Origin of the sequence: Paenibacillus sp. NPDC056579 (assembly GCF_042793215.1) — a bacterium.
GTDB lineage: Bacteria > Bacillota > Bacilli > Paenibacillales > NBRC-103111 > Paenibacillus_S.
In genome coordinates, this window is sequence record NZ_JBHTVD010000023.1 from 1 (window position 1) to 20731 (window position 20731).

16 protein-coding genes are annotated in these 20731 nt (G+C 40.2%); all 16 read left to right on the top strand.

Annotated features, from left to right (window positions below; genetic code table 11):
• Positions 1-39: 39 nt before the first annotated feature.
• The gene (locus ACFQ88_RS38930) at positions 40-525 is read left to right on the top strand and encodes a hypothetical protein (RefSeq protein WP_379463207.1); all 486 of its coding nucleotides are present in this window, start codon (positions 40-42) and stop codon (positions 523-525) included.
• A complete protein-coding gene (locus ACFQ88_RS38935; RefSeq protein ID WP_379463209.1) occupies positions 522-1367 on the top strand; it encodes a 30S ribosomal protein S1 in 846 nt (281 codons plus the stop codon). The genes ACFQ88_RS38930 and ACFQ88_RS38935 overlap by 4 nt, the downstream gene beginning before the upstream one ends.
• Before the next feature lie 11 nt (positions 1368-1378).
• Positions 1379-2278, top strand: a complete 900-nt coding sequence (locus tag ACFQ88_RS38940) for a replication-relaxation family protein (protein WP_379463211.1) — start codon at positions 1379-1381, stop codon at positions 2276-2278.
• Positions 2279-2301: 23 nt separating this feature from the next.
• Positions 2302-3831, top strand: a complete 1530-nt coding sequence (locus tag ACFQ88_RS38945) for a hypothetical protein (RefSeq protein ID WP_379463213.1) — start codon at positions 2302-2304, stop codon at positions 3829-3831.
• Between the two features lie 2 nt (positions 3832-3833).
• Entirely contained in the window at positions 3834-5096 is a 1263-nt protein-coding gene (locus ACFQ88_RS38950; protein ID WP_379463215.1) for a GGDEF domain-containing response regulator, read from the top strand.
• Between the two features lie 14 nt (positions 5097-5110).
• Positions 5111-5938: an SAF domain-containing protein gene (locus tag ACFQ88_RS38955; RefSeq protein WP_379463217.1), complete on the top strand. Its 828-nt coding sequence runs from the start codon at positions 5111-5113 to the stop codon at positions 5936-5938.
• The gene (locus tag ACFQ88_RS38960) at positions 5916-7094 is read left to right on the top strand and encodes a P-loop NTPase family protein (protein ID WP_379463219.1); all 1179 of its coding nucleotides are present in this window, start codon (positions 5916-5918) and stop codon (positions 7092-7094) included. Before ACFQ88_RS38955 ends, ACFQ88_RS38960 begins: the two co-directional genes overlap by 23 nt.
• Before the next feature lies 1 nt (position 7095).
• The gene (locus ACFQ88_RS38965) at positions 7096-8565 is read left to right on the top strand and encodes an ATPase, T2SS/T4P/T4SS family (RefSeq protein WP_379463221.1); all 1470 of its coding nucleotides are present in this window, start codon (positions 7096-7098) and stop codon (positions 8563-8565) included.
• A gap of 4 nt (positions 8566-8569) precedes the next feature.
• Positions 8570-9541, top strand: coding sequence for a hypothetical protein (locus tag ACFQ88_RS38970; protein WP_379463223.1), 972 nt, complete (start codon positions 8570-8572; stop codon positions 9539-9541).
• Positions 9542-9553: 12 nt separating this feature from the next.
• Positions 9554-10426 carry a hypothetical protein gene (locus tag ACFQ88_RS38975; protein ID WP_379463225.1) on the top strand — a complete coding sequence of 291 codons (873 nt, stop codon included), beginning with the start codon at positions 9554-9556 and terminating at the stop codon, positions 10424-10426.
• A gap of 18 nt (positions 10427-10444) precedes the next feature.
• Positions 10445-10600 (top strand): hypothetical protein, encoded by a 156-nt coding sequence (locus ACFQ88_RS38980; RefSeq protein WP_379463227.1) that lies wholly within the window; start codon positions 10445-10447, stop codon positions 10598-10600.
• A gap of 51 nt (positions 10601-10651) precedes the next feature.
• Entirely contained in the window at positions 10652-11065 is a 414-nt protein-coding gene (locus ACFQ88_RS38985) for a hypothetical protein (protein ID WP_379463229.1), read from the top strand.
• A complete protein-coding gene (locus tag ACFQ88_RS38990) occupies positions 11062-11544 on the top strand; it encodes a hypothetical protein (RefSeq protein ID WP_379463231.1) in 483 nt (160 codons plus the stop codon). The genes ACFQ88_RS38985 and ACFQ88_RS38990 overlap by 4 nt, the downstream gene beginning before the upstream one ends.
• Before the next feature lie 240 nt (positions 11545-11784).
• The gene (tnpB, locus tag ACFQ88_RS38995) at positions 11785-12873 is read left to right on the top strand and encodes an IS200/IS605 family element RNA-guided endonuclease TnpB (protein ID WP_379463233.1); all 1089 of its coding nucleotides are present in this window, start codon (positions 11785-11787) and stop codon (positions 12871-12873) included.
• A 250-nt stretch (positions 12874-13123) separates the two neighbouring features.
• Positions 13124-14362, top strand: coding sequence for an S-layer homology domain-containing protein (locus ACFQ88_RS39000; protein WP_379463235.1), 1239 nt, complete (start codon positions 13124-13126; stop codon positions 14360-14362).
• A gap of 8 nt (positions 14363-14370) precedes the next feature.
• Positions 14371-20730, top strand: a complete 6360-nt coding sequence (locus ACFQ88_RS39005; protein ID WP_379463237.1) for a CARDB domain-containing protein — start codon at positions 14371-14373, stop codon at positions 20728-20730.
• The last annotated feature ends 1 nt before the right edge of the window (position 20731 follow it).

Below are 20731 nucleotides of genomic sequence, written 5' to 3' on the forward strand. Positions count from 1 at the left end.
ATATAATATATTAAAATGATGATAGAAAGGAGTAGTAGTTTGATAAATGAGCACCTAATTAATGAACTGGACTTTGTATTAACTCATCCCTCATGTGATGTCACAAATCTCGAGTCTTTTTATAACACTTGCTTATTCTTATATGAAACTGTTCCACTTATTGTCATAGTTAACCATATGCATAAGAAAAAGCCACAGCTTTTATATGAGTGGGCAACCAAAAATAAAACAGTCAATCATGTTCTTGCTGATATGGGAGTTAAATCTGAAGAACTTGGTAAGGAACAACAAAACGGCATTGAGATTAAAACTGATATTCAAACATTAAAAAAAAGGGCAAACGGATATTACATATTTGTATGGGATACGGACATAGAAGAGGAAAAGATTAACTCCTGCTTTAAGAGCAAAACGCTAGTTGTGAAATGCAACTCAATTGGTGATATGGAGCTTATCGGGTTTGTAAAAACTGAAAGTAAAAAACAATATAATCTTTACTTGAAAATGAAGGAGGAAAAAAAATGAATGAAATTTTGAAAGCAAACCCCATGCAAGAATACAAAACCTCACTCCGTAGGAAATTAATCCATCAGGGAGTTGTTATTGGTGTTGAAACACATGAGCCATTGGGAAAAAGAATGCAATGTGCAATTGTTGAATTAAATAATGGATTAAAAGGAATGATTCATGAGGATCAATTTGATCGTCATAAGTTCCGATCTCTTGTTGGATTTATTGATCATAAGATTGATTTTATGGTACTTGACGTTGCAAAACAGGGCTTAGACCCTAAAAGTGTAAAAGTGTTTGATGAAGAGAAGGGAATTGTCTTACTTTCCCGTGTTCAAGCTCTTGAGGAACTTCAAGAGGAATTTTGGGAAACTGCGGATGTAGATCATATTTGTACAGGAACAGTCTCAGGATTTGAAAATGAACGTCTTTATATTATGGTAAAAGGCGTTGCTTGTGTCCTTCCAATTCAGGACTATGAATATGATTGGACCGAGTCGGGTCGTAATCTTATTCCGCTAGGAACGGAACTGACTGTGAAAATAAAGTCCATTGATCGAGAAAAAAGACATGTTCGTGTAACACGTAAAGAATTGATGGAGGACCCGTGGTTAAGGGTCAGAGAGAATTTCAGGGTTGGCGATTCGTATCGGGGGATAATCACAGATGTTGTTGAGAACGTCGGAATATTTGTTAAGCTTGCTCCTGGTGTTGAATCGTTAGCTTGGTTTCCAGAGCGAGTGCCGAGTCATGGTAAGTTAATAGGGAAGCCGGTAGCTGTGCGAATTCGTAATGTTGCACCAGAAGGTAGGCGAATAAGAAGCAAAATCGTGAACTTCCCACATGAAATATTATAGGGGGAAGCAATATGGAAGTTTCACCGATTATTAAGTCACAATATACCGGTATTAAAGAGCGGCCGCTGCTGGATGATCCACATGCATATATTCAGAACTTGGATCCATTAACGAAACATGACTACTCGTATATTTTAAAAAAAATTGAGCAAGGTTGGATAACCGAGAGAGACCTGGAAATTTTGAAGTTTATTTTTGTTCATCGGTGGTTAACATTATCTCAAATTTCAAGAATATTTTTTCCGGATGTCGAAAGAGAGGCAACAGCGAGGAACCGTGTAAAAAAACTGATTAAACATGGTTTGGTTAGGAGAATACAGTGGACCAGCTATTTTAATCCTCAAGAAAACAGGCCGAGTTGTTATGAACTCGGCTCTAGTGGAGCAGATATTTTGAAGTACAAATTTGGTTTCTTTTTAGGTTCACGAGATCCTAGAGCCAAAAAAGAGACCACAATGCTTTACAGGATGAGGTATATAGCGACAAATGAATTTTACATAAAACTACAACAAGGTCTTGAACTAATTCATTTCGAGTTCCATCCTTCATTATCTCTAGAGGATGAAAAGCAGGTTCCAACAGCAAGGTATATTTTAAAAACCCCCAAAGGTAAGGATTTAAACTTTTACTTCATATGTCACCGCGATGATGATAACTGGCTAAAAACGGTCCGATATCAGGCTGCCTTTTACAAACAATATTTCAAGTTAGAAGAACCAGGATCTGTACTGGTTATGATGCTCTCTACCTTTCAGAAAGCTGAGATAGTACATAAAATTTTGGAACAAGAAGGTATGGCGAACCACGCATGGTTTGTCACGGATGAAGATTTGTACAATAACCAGATGCACATATCACAGAGTTTTTTTATTTTCCATGAAGGTAGAAGGGTGTATTACGACTTACGATAAACATTTTGAAAACAGGTGGCACGATGAATCGAATTTTGTTAGTAACGCCGGATCGTGATGAAAGCGAATGGTTATCGGATGAGTTGAGTTCCTTCGGAAAGGTTACAAGGACAATTGACTCCTTAAATTTTTTTATTCCGATCTGGAATTCAGTTGAAGTGAACATTGTAATTTTTATGGAGAGTGCTATTCAAGGGGATGAAGCTTTTTTAAGCACAATAAAAAAAGTGAAATCCGAAGGCCCTGAGGCCCAAATCATGTTTATCCATCATAGAGACGAAGATGCGCTGATTTACGATTTGCAAAACGAAAAAGTCATTTGCCTACACTATAAAGATTTGGGACCAGGGGTTGTAGAAGACCTTTTTTGGCAAAGGCAGGATATTGATACCGAAGCATCAGATTCTACTGATATTGTCACTGAATTTCATGATCAGGAAGCCATGATATCAGCAGCTGTACCAAAAGAGAATGAAGTTGAAAAGATAAAGGGATCCAACGAACCCGATGACCATATCGACAATAGTCAGAGGTCTAAAGGAAAGGAAAGTCATGCTTATTCTCATCGGTTGAAATTAGAAGAAATTATCGGTAAGTATGTTAAGACTGAAAACCAATCCGAAATGATGGATGCAGTCGAACAAATAATTAAGGAAGAAACCAGAAAACCAAAAATCATCAAAAAAATCGAAAAGGTAACTGAAGTAGTTGAAGTTGAACGCTACAAGGTTTTTCCAAACAAGTTTATAGTTGTCGGGAGCTTGTATCCATCTGCAGGCTCTACATTTACAAGTATTGCTTTAACCAGAGTACTGAATTTCTTGGGAGTAATGAGTGCACTCGTAGAGTCACCGATTAATACACCGGAACTTTATCATCTACTGGATGGTAGTAGAACGGCACCGTCAGAATACCAATTTGTTACTGATCAGATAATTAGGGATGGAAGGGTTCTTAAAAGAGAGTACGAATGGACGGCCGGTAATACCACTTGGTACCCATCAAATCCTTCAATGTCAAAACATACTGATTGGAAATATGAACACACTTATAAGTTAGTTTCCAGCATCAAAAATCCAATTGTAATCTATGATGTATCGCATCATTGGGGCCACCAAAGCGTTGAAGAAATATGTTGTGATGCGGATGATATTATTTTTGTAGTTGATCCTTTCCCATCTAAGTTTGGTCGCCCTGATACTGCAAGAAATACCGCAATCTTAAAACAATTGAAAGATACTGGGAAGTCAATTTATCTCATTGGCAATCGCAATATTCCAACACGAAATAAACATAAAAAGGAATGGATTGATTCCTTATCATCCTTACCAGAAGGAATACCGATGTGTTTTCTTCCGAACATACCGTTTCAAGAGGTAATTGAGGCAATATGGGAAGGAAGGTTGGTTCAAGATCACCCTGAATATTTATCCCAGTTAGTAGCCGCGTGTTATCCAATGTTAAAAAAGATGGTACCTGCCTCATATCCTTTACAACATCTTAAGAATAAGAAGCAAGGTTTATTTTCAAGGTTATTTAGGACCGGTGATTAAGGTTGTTAAAAAGAATATTAATTATTGATCCAAACCAACAGGAGCGTCGATTGCTGGCCACTCAATTGGAACGAGATCACTATTCAACTACAGTATGCAGCACTATTTTTGAAGCAAAAAATATGTTGCTTGAAGAAGCATTTGATCTTGTAATTTTGAATTCCGAAGTTGAGAGTAATGAGAGAGAATTATTCCGCTTTATTTCTGAACAACATAATTTAAACTGGTTACCAGTAATAGCCCTAGTCGAAGCCTATCCACCTAATGGAAAAGTACAGCTGCTTGAATGGGGAGCAGTAGATGCTGTCATTAAACCTATCCATTATGATGAATTACGCTTACGTGTTGAAAAGCAATTGAGACAAAGTAGTAATTTCGAAGAAGTCGCTTTTCATGATGCACTGACAAAAGTGTTTAATCGGCGATATTTCGAGCACCAGATTCAACTGCAAGTACAGCGATCTATGCGTCAGAGCACACCTATTTCACTTTGTTTTATTGATGCCGATCGCTTTAAATCTATAAATGATACATTTGGTCACAAAATAGGTGATCTTGTGCTGATTGGTTTAGCCAAATTAATTCAAGACCATCTACGACCGCAAGATATTCTATCTAGGGTCGGTGGGGAAGAGTTTGTAATCATTTTGCCTAATCTTGATGCTATTAATGCTTACAGTTTAGTCCAATCGATCTTACATAGTGCACATAAACAACCCGTAGCCGAGCATGACGGGCAGCAAAGGTTTATAACATTTTCAGCCGGTGTTTGTGAATGGAATGAGAGTCTTACTATTGATCAATGGGTACATCTAGCAGATAACGCTGCTTATGAGGCAAAAAAACAGGGAAGAGATCGCGTAGTACTCACATCTTCGGAAGACTTACTAATAAAAACCGACGAACATAATATAATCCAGGTACTTGTGATTGATGATAAGGAAAGTAAGGTGGGAGATTATTTCACTTCATATCGTGCCACAATAGAGGTTTCAGTTGTGAACACTTTAGATGGCGTGCAAGCTGCACTTAATCATTCAGTATATTCGTTATGTTTTGTTAATTTGGATCACAACGAATTCGATGCGATGGAGTGGTTAAAAAAAGAAAGGAGTAATCATAAGTTAGTGAAATTTATCGCGGCTAAGAACAGAGATGATACGTTCATAGCTGTACAGTGTCTAGCACACGAAATTGATCATTTAATGAAGTATCCTTGTTCTGAGTTCGATATCAAAGTAGCTATGAATCACATTTCTTATTAACGGAGAGGCCCCTAATGAAGATAACAAAAGGGAAAAATAATAGATTTTCGAAGATCACAACATTCTTGTTACCGATCACTGGCTTCTTATTAATGGCTGCACTCGCGGGCACAGTTGTTTTTTGGGAATTTACAGGAAGAGAAATGGTACTGTATCAAGAAGTTATAGTGCCAAAGGAAGATTTAAAGCGAGGAACTGAAATAACTAGTGAGAAGCTAACCACATTGAAGGTCGAGAAGGGGAAGACAATCGAAGGCGCAATAGTGAATATGAACGATATTATAGGATTAGAAGCTAAGCAAACAATTCCTGCCCGTTCACAATTATCAGCAATCTTTTTTGAACGAGGAGATTTGTTAACCGACGAAAACCACTTCAATTTCAAAATTCCTAATGATTGGATTGTCTCAGCTCCGAATACCTTGCGCCGAAAGGATAAAGTCATAGTTTATGAAGTATCTGCAGATGCACTCTCTAAGTCTGTTGAGAACAAAAAAATTCAAATAGACGCGACAAGAACTGTATCAAATGATGGTAATAAGGAAGACAGTAATATTACCATTGGGCTGAAGCCGGACATTACCCCACCAGCGAGTGTAGATGCTAAAAAACTGCTTCAAACAACAGTGACATTTGTAAGAGATTCCGCCAACCGTGAGGTCATTACTACAGGAAGCCATGATAGATTGGATGCTAGCGCTGCACTCAAAGATGTTGAGGCGAATCTAACAATTGAAGATGTGAACACTCTTGAAAATGCAATCAAGCGTGGAAGTAAATTAATGATTGGATACTCCGAGGGATTGGATGGTGTACAAAATGAAGTTAAGTCTAATAGGTAATGATATCGATCTACAACTAGCTCTTCAGGAAACAGGGCATTTCGAAGAATGTGACGTTTATGACGTTCTGGAGGAAGGAATAGAGTATGATGTTCTGGTCATAAGCAGCAAAGTGATTGACCCCAATCATTTATCTTCGTATTTCAATGAAAGAAGTATGGAAAAGAAGAAGATCAAACCGTTATTTTACATCCTTCACGAGGTTGAAAATGAAACGATCTTCAATAACATCAGCTCAATTTGTAAAACCAGAAAAATTTCGTTGATACCACCATTATCTACTCCAAAACAGGTGGCTGAGAAAATAATTAAAGAGTTATTTCCGGAACTTGGTTATAAGAACCGTAATGTTATAACCTTTTTTGGAGCAGATAATAAAATAGGAACAACAATGATTGGGCTATGTGCTGCACAAAAATTTGCTTCTCAATCCAGAGCAAAAGTCATGTACATCTCTTTAGGCGATACTCCGGTAATGAATTTTATAAAAGGAAAAGATCACGAAAGTATTGGATTGGATGAACTAAAAGTCAAGTTATTTAATCGAATGCTATCACCCGACGAATTATTGGATGCCTGCATTAAGGTAGGGCCACTTCATATTTTACAGGGTCCTAAATATATCCCTGATTTGCGCCATTATCATCCTGATCATCTTGAAATACTTCTCGACTTAGCGACAAAGATCGTCGATCTGGTAATTATTGATGCGGGGAGCAATATTGAACGAGGCATGACCATCGGTGCTTTAAGATCGACTAAATTTAGATACTTAATTACGACGCAGCAAGAGATTCCAAGAAAGCAGTTTGATCGAGTGGAATCCCAAATACTTAGAAATTTGGACATTAAAGTACAAGATTTTCTTATTGTTATCAATAAGTATATTGAAGAGGTTTCAATGTATAACGATAGTAAGCTCGCGGATATTTACAAAATGACACTGGCTACAGCCATTCCAAATTTGGAGTACATGGGGTGGCAGGCGGAATTTGAGAACCAATCATTACTACATTACAACAACCAGGCTTTCGTAAACAAAATTGATGATTTGTGCAAGATTATTGCCAGTCAAACGAACCTTGATTACAGCTCGAATACACCTGTGAAAAAACCGCTAATTGGGAATTTAATAGCTGGGATTATGGGGGTCTAAAATGGCAGTCGCGGCACTTGAACTTCACTATAAAGAGTTTGCTCTTGATACCTTTTTGGAAGGCATTTTGAAAGAAACAGATGTGCAGCAGGTAGTATCGGAATCTAATGTAAACAAAATGGAGCGATTTTTTGAACTATGTCGTGCTGTTCAAATCCACTTCAATCAGGAATGGAAGGAGACAGAGGGACATAAGGTGGAGGAATCCGACAAACTTTTGTTATATCAAAAAAAAGCGATTATTGGCTATACCCAAGAAGTTAATTATTTTAAAGGCAAAATCAGTGATTTTCTTAAAAGAAACAACTTAATGCATGAGTGGAAGCCACACTGGTATTCTGATCTGGTTACGGCTATTTTTCAAGAAAATTGGGGTTTCTGTGGTGTTGATGAATGGAAAAATAACCCTGAAAGTTCATCTTGCAAGATCATCGGTGAAAGAATCTACTTTCTTATCGATGGTAAGCAAGTACTACAAGAACAAACCATAAGTAAAGACCGACTACAACAATTAATCACAGCCCTTTTACTACCAACTCCAGAAAAACGTATGGAAGACAACCATGAAGAAGTCTATATGTTAGACGGAACAAGGATAAAAATCTTTGCAGATGGTCTTGCTAAGGAAACCTCGATTGTGTTTAGAAAGTATGTTGTCAAGCAATTCACTTTCGAAGCCCAGGCTAAGAGGAAAACGATCCCCAATGAAATGACCACAATGTTAAAGGCCATGGTGGATATTGGATTTAACGTAAATTTCATTGGGGCAGTTCGTTCTGGAAAAACTACTTTTCTAACAACCTGGCAATCGTATGAAGACGATTCATTAGAAGGAATTCAGATTGAAACCGATCCGGAGATTCCATTGCATGTTATTATGCCGAAAGCTCCCATCATACAACTAGTTGCTGATGGAGATGAGCTAAAATCCATCATGAAAGAAATTATGAGAGCTGATGGAGACTATTTAATCATGGCAGAAGCCCGTGATGGCGTCGCTTTAAAAATTGGGGTGCAATCTGCGAATAAGGGAACAAGAAGAGTTAAAAGTACATTTCATTCATCCTCTGCAGCTGACTTTTGTTATGATGCGGCAACTGAAATAGTCCAGGAATTTGGTGGAGATGTTTGGGCTTATACGGTAAAAGTAGCGAAGTCGTATCATTACTTATTTGAGTTTACTCAATTAAAGAAAAAAGACCAAAAAAGGCTTAAGGGGATTCATGAGATTCGTTTTAATCCGAGTACATTGCAAATTACGACCCATCAGATTTGTAAGTATGATCCTCTAAGAGATAACTGGACGTTCAAGTATGATATTGGCGAAGATAAAATTGAAATTGGACAATTCGAGAACGTTGAAGCTCTAGAACGGTTTCAGAGGGAGCTAAGAAAATTATCCGATTCATTCCCAATGGAAGGTGAGCATGTAACAGAGATGCCTTACTTCAAATTTTTAAACAGGGGGTGATTCCTTGATTCAAACTACGGAAGAGGTACTGCGGTATTTGGTTTATCTATTGATTCTTATTTCTGGATGGTTTGTGGTATCGCCGCTAATTAAACCTTCTTATTTAGTAGCAATAAAATATAAGAGATATAGGAACCTAAATAAGTCATTGGAGTACCGTGAGGCGAGTTATAGCTCGAACCCTGTATTGCGCCATATAAGCAATTTACTTTCGGTAACCATCAATAAGAGAGGCCAGTACTCTCTTTCATCTTTCTTTATCATTTCACTCTTAATTTCATTTGTTACTGCAATGTTGCTTATAAGTTTACATCAGCCGTGGACAAATGTGTTAATGGTTGCTATTCTGCTTGGACTTAGCCCATACGTAGTTCTTCGTGTCCGGTTGCACACCATTAGGGTTGACGGTAGTTATGAGGCTGAAGGTTTGACAACAGAACTTTCTAATCAGTATCGAATGAATGGACTGAACATGATTGAAGCGATAGACCAAAGTATTCCCAATTTAAAAGATTTTCCTCACTCCAGGAGAGCGTTACTGCGTCTAAGCATGGCTGTCAAGGAGATGAAAAATCTTGAGGAATTGGATCATATCATACAAGAATTTGTGTTCGCACTAGATACAGAATGGTCAACTTTACTTGGGAACAATTTTTACATGTCAATTGGTTACCGTGATGATGTTTCTCCTGCGTTACAGGATTTGATTGAGGAGCTAAAAGAAGCTAGAAGGGTTCGAGAAGCGGATAAGCGGGAGAATGCGGAATCATTCTTCATGGTAAAATATGCTGCTCCTTGCGTTTATATTGCGTCGGTACTCTCCTTTCTTTTTATCTTTAATTTCACTCTAGCTAAATACTGGGAATATCAGTTTAGAAATCCAAATGGATTTCAAAGTTTCACAAACTTTTTTGTACTCTTTGTTATTAGTGTTGTTATCTACTATTTAATGCGTAAACCTAAGAATGATTTTTAGTGGGGGCTATTTATGGCGTACTACCAAATTATCTACTATGCTGTACTTCTTCTAATTACTCTTTCAGGATTCTATGTCTTTCATAAGAACAGAGAGGCATTAGAACAAACTGTAATTCAAATGAAAAAGAATCGGTTTGTTCAAATTCAGGATCTCATTAGAAACAGCGTAGATAACATAAAAATTAATAGTCTTTTTAAGCAGTCTGGAGTTAGCATTTCTGCCTACCAGTATCAACTTATCAGATATACGATCATGTGTGTGTGGCTAGTGCTCATTCTGATTTCAATTTTGAAAGGGGGGATTAAAAATCACATTTTCTTATGGATCGCTTTGTTCTTGGTTAGTTCTCCCCGAACACATTTTTTAAGCTGGAGAACCCCGTTTAAGGTTTGTCTAGATGTCCTAATCGATGGATATCGAGCAAAGCAAAATAAAGAAATTTATAGGGCGATCCTTCAATTAAAAAATATGGCCATAACAAAGCATAAAAAACCTTTAGGCGCTGTTTTCATTCTCGAGCAGCTAAGAAAATTTACTAAAACGACACGCCCTATATTTAATCAAATGCTTTCTTTGTGGACATTAGGGAGGATCGATGAAGCCTGCGAGTACTTTAAGCAAGCTATCCCGACGGATGAATCAGCGAAAATTGCTTCACTTTTTAATAAACTGGATTCCATTCATCCTAATGAACTACAGGGCCAATTAGCACTATTCCAAGATATGATTAAGGATAGTCGAAAGACGGAAAAAATGCGATTCAATCAGCGACGTTCTTATATACTAACAGCGGTCATTTCGCTGACGTTGGTTCTTGGGTTGTTGAATTTTACAATTGTCGTATATTTTATTGATTTCTTAAAAACAACAAAAACTTTCTAACAATGGAGGAATTATACCATGGGTAAATTTATCATCGCTTTGGCATTCATTATTATTGCTGGTTTTATGACAGGCAAGTACTTGGTTGGTGGCACTGGAGATACTGTTAAATCGGAAAGTACACGGATTGGTGATAGTTCTATCACTGAGATGAAGAAGATTGAGATTAATTAATTTAACAATTTAAGAGTGGGGTTGTCCCCACTCCTTCAAGGAGGTTTGATTATGGGGAAAATAATTGTTGCGTTTGCCATTATCCCATTTTTATTATTCTTCATGCTTCAATATGTCGTTGATACGACAAACCACTATAAAATGACGAGAGTTAACGATATAGTGCATAAAAGCGCGCAAACAGCAAGGACCACTGGGTACTTTACACCCCAAATAATAAGCCAGCTAAAAAGAGAACTGGCAGCTGCACTTTACATACCCGAAAGCAGCGTTATTGTAACAGCAACGACTACACCAAAATACCGCCTTGATGAATTCGATCAAAGAGAAATGATTCAGTATGAAGTAAAGGTGCCTTTTGATCAAGTCATTGCCGCTCCAAGTTTGTTTGGTATTTCTGATACAGACAATAGGTTGAATTACGTTAAAAAAGGCGAAGTCGCAAGTGAGGTTCTTATGCCATGAAGGTCTTCATTCTGAGCATCGTCCTTGTACTACTTGCAACAATAATGATGGTAAATAGCCAGGATCATAACACAGCTCAGCGATATTTATATGACTTAAAATTTGTTGCTGAAGAAGCAGCAGCGGCAGCGGCTCAATACTATGTTAAAAATCAATATGCACAAGGTAGGTATCAATTTGACCAGGATAAAGGGATCGTAGCCGCTGAATATGTAATTAAGAAAAATCTTAAATTAGATGATCAATTTGTACCTCTAAGCAATAGTTATTGGCAAGAGAAAATCACATATTCGATTGAGTTTTTTGACGATTTAAATACAACATATCCTTACCTTTATCAGCACACAAGTGGTGATTTTACATTGGCAATAGGCGACCCAACAGTGGTTGTAACGATAAATGCAGGTAAAGCAAGATACCGAGTTTTAACAGCCCCATCATTATATCGAACAGCAGCTCACACATTCAAAGAAAGGTAAAAGGAGGTCACTGCTTCGGTTTAATGGAATTTTGTGCAGTTATGGATGCAACAGGAATTAAAAAACGAAATAGGATGGAGGAAGAAATGGTAGTTAAAAGCCGATGGGAAGATTTTTATCAATACCCTGCGAAAACACCTCCTCCTCTTCTCTAAGGTAGGGTATAATCGCATTCATCTTAACGAACACATGTGCTATAATATGGAAAATACCATTTTGAAGAAAGGAGGTTGTGTCCGCGTGATACAGCATAAAGCATATCAGTATCGCATCTATCCCACTTTGGAACAACAACAACTCATCCATCAGATGTTTGGCTGTTGTCGATTCGTCTTTAATCATTTTCGTCAAAAATGGAATCAAACCTTTGCGGATACAGGTAGAGGATTGTCCTACAACACGTGTGCGACACAACTTCCTACCCTGAAAAAAGCATTCACGTGGCTGAAAGAGGTAGACAGCATTGCGTTACAATCCGCTGTTCGGCATCTTGCGGACAGCTTTGACCGTTTTTTCCAAAAAAAGAACAACGCTCCACGGTTCAAAAGCAGGAAACATCCGGTTCAGAGCTATACCACCAAGTTTACGAACGGGAATATTGCTGTTGATGGGAATGCGGTGAAGTTGCCAAAGCTCGGTAAGGTTCGTTTTGCAAATTCCCGAACCTGTGAAGGGCGGATTTTATCGGCAACCATTCGCCGAAATGCAGCCGGCAAATATTTTGTCTCCATCCTTTGTGAAGTGGACATTCCGTTAATGCCACCTAATGAAAAGTCCATAGGCATAGACCTTGGCATCAAAGATTTTGCCATTGGTTCTGATGGCATGCATGTGGCGAACCCGAAATGGTTCCGCAAATATGAAAAGAAATTAGCTTTCTGGCAACGGCGCTTGTCTCGCCGCACAAAGGGCGGTTCAAACTGGCGTAAAGCCAAGCACAAAATTGCTCGTATTCATGAAAAAATCGCCTACTGTCGCAAAAACTTTCTACATAAATTATCGACGAAGCTGATTCGTGAGAACCAAACGATCAGCATAGAAGATTTGGCCGTAGCGAATATGCTCGAGAACCATAAGCTGGCTAAGTCCATAGCAGATGCATCTTGGAGTGAGTTTGAACGTCAGCTAACCTATAAAAGCAAGTGGTATGGTCGAACACTGAGATACACTGACCGTTTTTCGCCAACCAGTCAAACGTGTCATGTATGCGGCACCCTTCATCGGGATGTGAAAAACGTAGCCGTGCGCCAATGGGAATGTCCCACCTGCCATACGGTACATGATCGTGATGAGAATGCCGCTATCAATATCGAGCGTATGGCGAAATAGCCACCGCGTAAAAAAACTGCGGGAACCGCAGACATCGCTTGGTCAACTTCACGTTTTAGACGTGATTATCCAAGAATTCTCCACCTCAATAGGTGGCGGGAGTGTTCAAGGTTTATAGATGTAGTTTTTAAATTAAGAGAACTCTAGTAATAATTGTTTAATTTTACAAATCGTTTTGAGAATTAATGGATATACACTATAATATTAGTATATTAATTAATATATTAGTATTGCAGGGGGGACATAACGTATGAAGAAAAGAAATATTAGGGGAACCTTGGCGGGAGTAGCATTTTTAGGAATGTTATTTGTAGCCACCAACTCCACTAGTGAAGCTGCATCTGCAAATTTGAGTGATATTAACGGCCATTGGGGAAAAGATCAAGTTGAATTTGCTATTCAACAGGGATTTGTTGACGGTTATCCGGATGGCACCTTTAAGCCGGATCAGAATGTAAGCCGTGTGGAGTTTATGAAGCTCGTTGTCGATGCCTTGAAATTCAAAAAGAATCCGCAGACCAACGAATGGTATCAACCTTACCTGGATGCGGGAATCGCTAATGGGCTGCATGTAGCTGAAGAGTTTCCTTCCGATAAATTAAACGATCCGATTTCTCGGGAAGAAATGGCACGCATTGCTGTTCGCGCTACCGGCCAATCGAACTACGATGCAAAGAAATGGATGTATTTGGCTACATCAAAAGGAATTATTAATGGTATGGACGATGCCGGTACACTCGGCCCGGATCAGCCGACGACCCGCGCTCAAGCGGTAACGGTCATTCGCCGCATTATGAAAATTCGAGAAGGGGCCAGCCTGCCAACGGATAAATACGCTATTTCGTCTGCGGAAATATATTGGCATAAGACAAACGTGTTATCAATGCTGCCAAGGTATTTTTCAAAAATAAAGCAAAACTGGTCTTTTCGCGATGATCTTCTGACCAGCTCTGCATGGGACGGTAATGTGGCTTGTTCAATAGATCAATACGTTGTGGTTGACATGGATGATCCTAACGATCCTAATAGGTCACTTGTTCCCGACGATCTTCAAGTATTCGATCCTGATGGATTTATTAAAGAGATTACAGGCAGTAATTATATTTTAGTATCTCAACAAACCACTCATATTAAGAGCTTTCCTAAAAATACGCTTTATATTTCCGGTTGCTATACAGGAATAATGGATCGCCTCTTTGATGATACAGGTAATCTTAAAGCCGCTGGTTCAGTTTATCAAACAGCCCCTCTAGGTGCATACATTATAGATCAGAATGGAAGAAAGCAATTTAGAGATCCTAATGATTTTAAAGTAAGTGAAGGGGATCAAATAAATAAAACAACCTATACCTATCAAATACTGCCTAAAGGAAAATTGATATCAACGAATGTTTTCCCAGACGTTTTCAGAATCGGGTTTTATGGAATCGATGCTAATAGCCCAGTAACAGTTTACGAGGGGTTTATTAATAAGGAATATTCTGAATAAGGTGAACTATGAGGATACAAACACTTTGGCTTAGAACATTGCTACTCATGATAATATTTACATTTTTCTATAGTATCAAAGCGGAAGCTTTCAAGGTGGGTGATCTTGAATACCCAAGTTCCAGCATTGTTACACCTTATAAGGATAAAGCCACAGAAGAAGAAGTAGAAGGATACTTAACAAATTATTACAAATATGACTACCCACCAATTACAGTTACACCTAAGACACCTGGAAATATAATCAAGAGCGTTAAACTTCTACGAAAAACAGGAGGCACCGAGTACAGCAAGCTTACAAATATAGGCGGTGATCAGTGGAAGATAAATACCATTATCGGCAGTAAAAAAACGGCTATTAAGGAAGCTACGCCTTATAGTGGATATTTCGAGTGGTTCCGTGACCCAAACAAATATGTTTGGATGTATGATATCCCAGGGCAAGAACGTGTACACTATCGAACAAAACAAATAGCAGAATATCCAATATCAGGTATGATGAGAGTTCCCGACCCATTCGTTACAAGTGGACCGGAAGATGCGGAAAGTCATATTTCTGAGATACATCATGATACTTCTCTTGGGATATCATTTCTCGACTTAGAGGAGGATAATCGTGTTTCTATACCAGTAGAAAAAGCATCCAACGTTCATGTAAATGATAATGAGATACGATATGAAACTTCGCACATAAATGATAGTAAGGTAATTCCGCATCTTATACGTAAAGATGACATAGTTAATGCCGAAGCAGATTATGTAGATGTTGCAAACAATTCTTTTAAATTCCACGTAAAGGCTCACTTTAATAATGATCGAGGCCAAGTAATTTCCGATACTCCTACTGGCGGATTAGTAACACGGTGGTATGATGGATGGAAATTTGTCTTTCGTGGTGAAGTATACTTTGTTCCTGAGCTGTACATAGAGGCCGAAGAAGGCCCGCCACCCGATCAACCCGATCTTACCGTCGAATCGATTGTCATGAACGGCTGCCCCGAAGTCGGAACAGAAGCATTGTTCACTTACACCATATGGAATAAAGATGCAGCTACGACAAAGGACTTCAAAGTACAGATTCGTGTTGATGGCACGGAAATAGCGACGCATACCTTCACCGGGGGCTTAGGGGCAAACACAAAGAAAACCGGCACGGTACGGTATACGTTCCCTGCAGCTGGAGAGAAGACATTTTCGGTATTCGTAGATAGTAATAACGATATTTTGGAATCCGACGAACCTAGCTCTTCGAATAATGTGCTCCTGCAGACGTTCAAGCCTTGTGATCCGGACGAACCCCCTCCAAAGCCGCCCGACTTGAAAATTACAGGTGACTTTACGTTCTCAAGACCATCCATCTATTTCGGAGAAAACAACAATGTTTTCCCTGTTGGTATCACCGTCACAGGCGGGAATGGTTGCACGTACGTATCCCACAACTTTACTTTTTCACAGGGAAGCAAATTCTTTGCTCCACGAGATAATTTAAGTCCGAAAGACAAATCGTATCTCTATCAATACGACTCCGGCTTTAAAGAGTACGGTGGCGGCATTAAAACGGGAACCGTCTCGGTCAAAATGAAGATCAACACGTCATGCGGCATTACCGAAGAGGTTGGACCGAAGACATTCGAAATCGTCACCGATCCGTCCCATCACCCGCCATACCTTGAAATCGCATGGTACATAAACGGCGTTGAAATTAGTGATTCTGTTCCCGAAGGTACGGTTGTTGAATTAAGGGTTAAAAAAGAAACCGATGCGGATAATGACTTGGATACACGCGAATGGTTCTTTGATGAAAGTACCAGCTGGGTTAGCGGCCTACCAGCAAAGTACGGATGGAGTAAGCCGTATGATGAAAAAGGATACTACTATATCACGGCCAGCACGCAAGGCTTCCACAAGGTATGCGCCCAAAGCGAAGACCTTCGAGGGAACGTGTCGAATAAGACTTGCGCATTCCTGGATGTTATCGGTCCGAACCCGATCCCTGTCATTAGTGGGGCAACGTCAGTTAAAGTGAATCGTCCGTTAACCCCGACACTGGATTCACTGAAAAGTTACTCTCCTGTCCCAGGAAGAACGATTAATCACGCCCGAGACGAATGGAGCAGCTCGGCTGTATGGAGCGATGGGACCACTTCCTCATGGGGAGGATATAGCAACTCATTCACCAAAGAAGGTAAAGTGACCGTTTCACTTCACGTATTTGATAGTATTGGACTAAAATCGGTTGCCCCGGATACGCACGTTATTACCGTATTACCGGATGACCCACCCGTAATTGAATTTGAATACTTAAGCGTTATGACACGCTCCGCACAGACATTCCGAAACGCTTCCTACAGTCCAGACGGCGACGGCATTGAAACGTACCGCGTGACCGTAGGTTACGAATGGAGCAATAACGGCGTATTTAATATTTATGAGTCGGAGATTTCAACCAACAATAGCGGATTTACATTTCATCCGACTCGCGTAGGAAAATATCATTTCAGAGTGTATGCAAAGGAGCCGCAAGTTTACGGAAAAGACGCGTATAAGGATTACGTTGTCGAGGTCATTAACGACAATCCGGAAGTCACCTTCACTGTAACAGGTGAAGCCACAGAGCCTAATCCGATCAACGTCGCAGGACTCAATCCAAATGATTTAATGTGGTGGACCAATACTAGCCTAGATAAATGGTCAATGACCAATTCATGGGTTGTTGGGCCTGACGGATCGTTAGTCAGCGGCAAACGAATACCCGGCACAACAAGCTTTTTCTCCGTTCCTATCGGTGATGCCAATATCAAACTACAGGGCAAGCAGCTGCAATTAGGAGGAACGAATATCCCCCTGGATCGTACCGGCTTTACTCCAATTGGAAATGAGGCATTTATCGGTTTAAACAGCAGTAACTACATGTATGTAGTGAGCCCGAACTTTGCACCGAAAAGTCTCGGTGAGAAAGTTTATACTGCGAATATGTACGTTAACTATGCTACGGATGAATTGATGGTACTAAACATTCAGACCGGCACAAGCAGCATATACATCGAGAAATGGACGAAATACCGCTTATCTGATTTGCGAAACGGTAACGTTGTTGTAGCGTCCAGTGGCACAAGAGAAGTCAGATATTTCTCAGGTGGGCAGTATTACACCGAGACCGGACAAGTAGGAACATGGTCGGATGGAACAAGACCAGGGAATTATTCAAGAGTTCGCTTCCGCGACGATTACAAAGAGGTCAATTTAACGACACGAACGGTAAAATCGTACTATCCATGGGATTTGATCAATCCGTATAAAACGGAGTCGTATAATACGATCCCATCTTTTAAAGGACTGCGATTCTCCAATCAGACAACATTGACATGGTATCCAAATGAGTATCCCGATGCTATTCTTGCACCAACAAGTGATGGCAGAAATTATAGTAATGTCTCAATGGACGCAAAAGGGAACTATTACATGTATGTAAGAGAGAGCTGGGATAGTTTCATTGTAAAAATCGACGGATTTACAGGAATACCGATCAGCACAAGCAAGATCAACCATGATTTTTTTGGTCAAGACACAAGACTTACAAGTATTTCGGAAGATGGAAATATTGCAGAGCTTTACTCGGCTCAAACATACTACTTCGATTTGAGAACGGGAAATCAAACCGGGGCAGCACCAAAGTTTATGTCCAATTTCAATTCGAATAGTTATCAAAATGGCTATGGCTTTAAAACGATTGATGAGCCTACAACCTATTGGGATGACGATTGTGGTTGTTGGTTGCCTACGACCACAAGGGTTGACCGGCTGCATGAACTAAGCAATAATCAGCGTGTTTGGGATAATACCGTCGGTGTCGGTACGATTGTTTCTGAAAACCAATATATCGAGGGTGGATATCTATACAGATACAACCCGAGTGAAAATCAGCCAGCAGCATCTAATGAGCCGTTCACGTTCGGCCAGCTCATCAATACGTCTTCACAGCAGATTACAAACGGGACGATCCTTTGGAGCATGAAGACGCGTTTGGATCAGGTAAACATGACGGCAGGGATGGGTTTTAGAATCCAGAACTATCTAAACATGTACAGACTGGAATCGAACAAATCAAAGCTAAATTTGGTGAAAATCGTGAATGGCCGCAAGATAGTTATTTCTTCGGTCAACCGAACCGCAGCAGCAGACACATGGGTTCCATACCGGATCAAGATTAATGGTTCGAATATGAAAGTCTATGAGAATAACAGTTTGATCATGGACGAATGGGATGATACCTTTACGTGGGGAACGATGGGGCCATTCTCTACAGCCGACAGCAGCCAATTTAAAGGCATGTCCTTCCAATGGAGCAATTCGGACAGCAGCTATTCAACGCCGGGAACGGCCATCGTCGATACGAATGTGAAATACGATCCGACGTATAACGACCAACCGGAGAACGATCCACGCTTAGATATTCGAACGCAATGGAGCTATCAGCACGTCGATACGACGAAGTTTTTGGACTATGGGGATGGAAAAACCGGCTTGTCTTCGCTTCACGGCCGAACCATTACATCACCATCGCTCACATTCGATAAAGTCGGAGTGTACAAGATCGATTACCGCGTTCCGGACGATCCGCACCAAGATCACCGTATCGCCAACGGCGACTTGATGTTTGAAGGGTATTCCAAATATTCAGACTGGTATACGCAATACTTGATCGTTCATCGTAGACCGATATCGCTATTCAACATTTGGCAGGACGGAAACCGAATGGTATTATGGTCAGATTCTTCCTACGATCCGGACCACTGCTACAACTCCGGAAACTGCCAAAATCAATCGGACTACCCAACAAGTCACGGCATATATAAGAAAAAGTTTTATTACATCACGCCAAGCGGCAACCGCGTAGACGGCAAATTGATCCGGCCAACCGAGTCCGGAACGTATGTTGTAGCTATGGCCGTGGCCGACGAATACAATGCTTGGTCGGACTGGTACGAAGTAACGATCGATATTTGTAACGGATGCCAAGCAGCACCGAACAACCCGCCAGGCGTTTATCTAACGTTCCCGAGCGGAACGCAGGATAACCCGAGTCCGGTTAGCTTAAGGCCAACAATTTACTGGAATCAATGGGATCCCGATCCGGGGACCGTATACGAAACGTTTGATTTGAACATTAAAGAGGAATGGGGCGCTTGCGTCGAATGTGTAACGAATAAATTCATGGGAACGACGGCAGGCAACTGGGCATGGACCATGGACGTTCAGCTTACCCAAGGACGGAAATATAGCGCTCAAGTACGGATCAATGATGGAGAAACATGGTCGGCATGGAGTAATGTCGGTTGGATGGTGACGAATAGTCCTCCAGCTGCTTATATGAGCTATCCTTGGGGATCGCAAGACAATCCAACAATAGTGAATACGAGACGACCAACGTTAACCTGGACGCAAAGTGATCCTGATGCTGGTGCATGGCTCGATTACTACCAAATCCTGATTATTAATGAGGCCAACAACTATACCATCTACGACAGCGGCAAAGTGTGGCAGCATACGCAGTCGAATAGCGGCAACTTAGTCGTTCCAGTGGATCTCCCGACAGGGCAGAAAATGCGCGTCAAAGTCAAAGTATGGGACCAATTCGGAGCAGAATCCAACTGGTCGCCCGATGTTTGGATGATGATTAACAGGCCACCAATTGCACAATTTACCTGGAAGGTAAATCCTCCAAGTACTCTGTTAGAGGGGCCGGCTTGGGAAGGGGATCATATTCAAATAATAAACCAATCTTCTGATCCTGATAATGATCCTATTTCCTCTGCATGGAGTATTAAGGATCCTTCTGGAAATGTGAGTACCTATACAACAGATCCATACCTGACGTTTGTTCAACCCGGGAACTATGAAGTTACGCTAACAGTAACAGATCAGCAGGGAGCAAGTGATACTTTAACTCGCATAATACCGGTTAGCACAATGGTTCTTTTAGGGTTTGTCAATCATACCGACGAATGGAATAAAAATCGGATCCAGTATAATCAGTCAAAAACGAATACGGACGACAAACCACGTGGGTATGAAGTTTTCTTTCCTGGAGAAATATTTCTATTGAAGGCAGACACAACTGGGAATGTCATAAAAACGGAATCACAAATATTAGGAACATCTTTCCATACCAATATGACAAAAATAAGTGGTGCGGACTTTAATGGAGTCTGGACCGGCAGTATCTGGGATGAATCGATGATAAATTGGGATAATCAAACGATAACCTTCCGATTTACATCAACGACACCGACTGGGTACAAGAAAACCACGGATGTCCAGATCATCATTGATGATGATGAGTACTGGAGGCAAAAAAGAAGTAGATAGG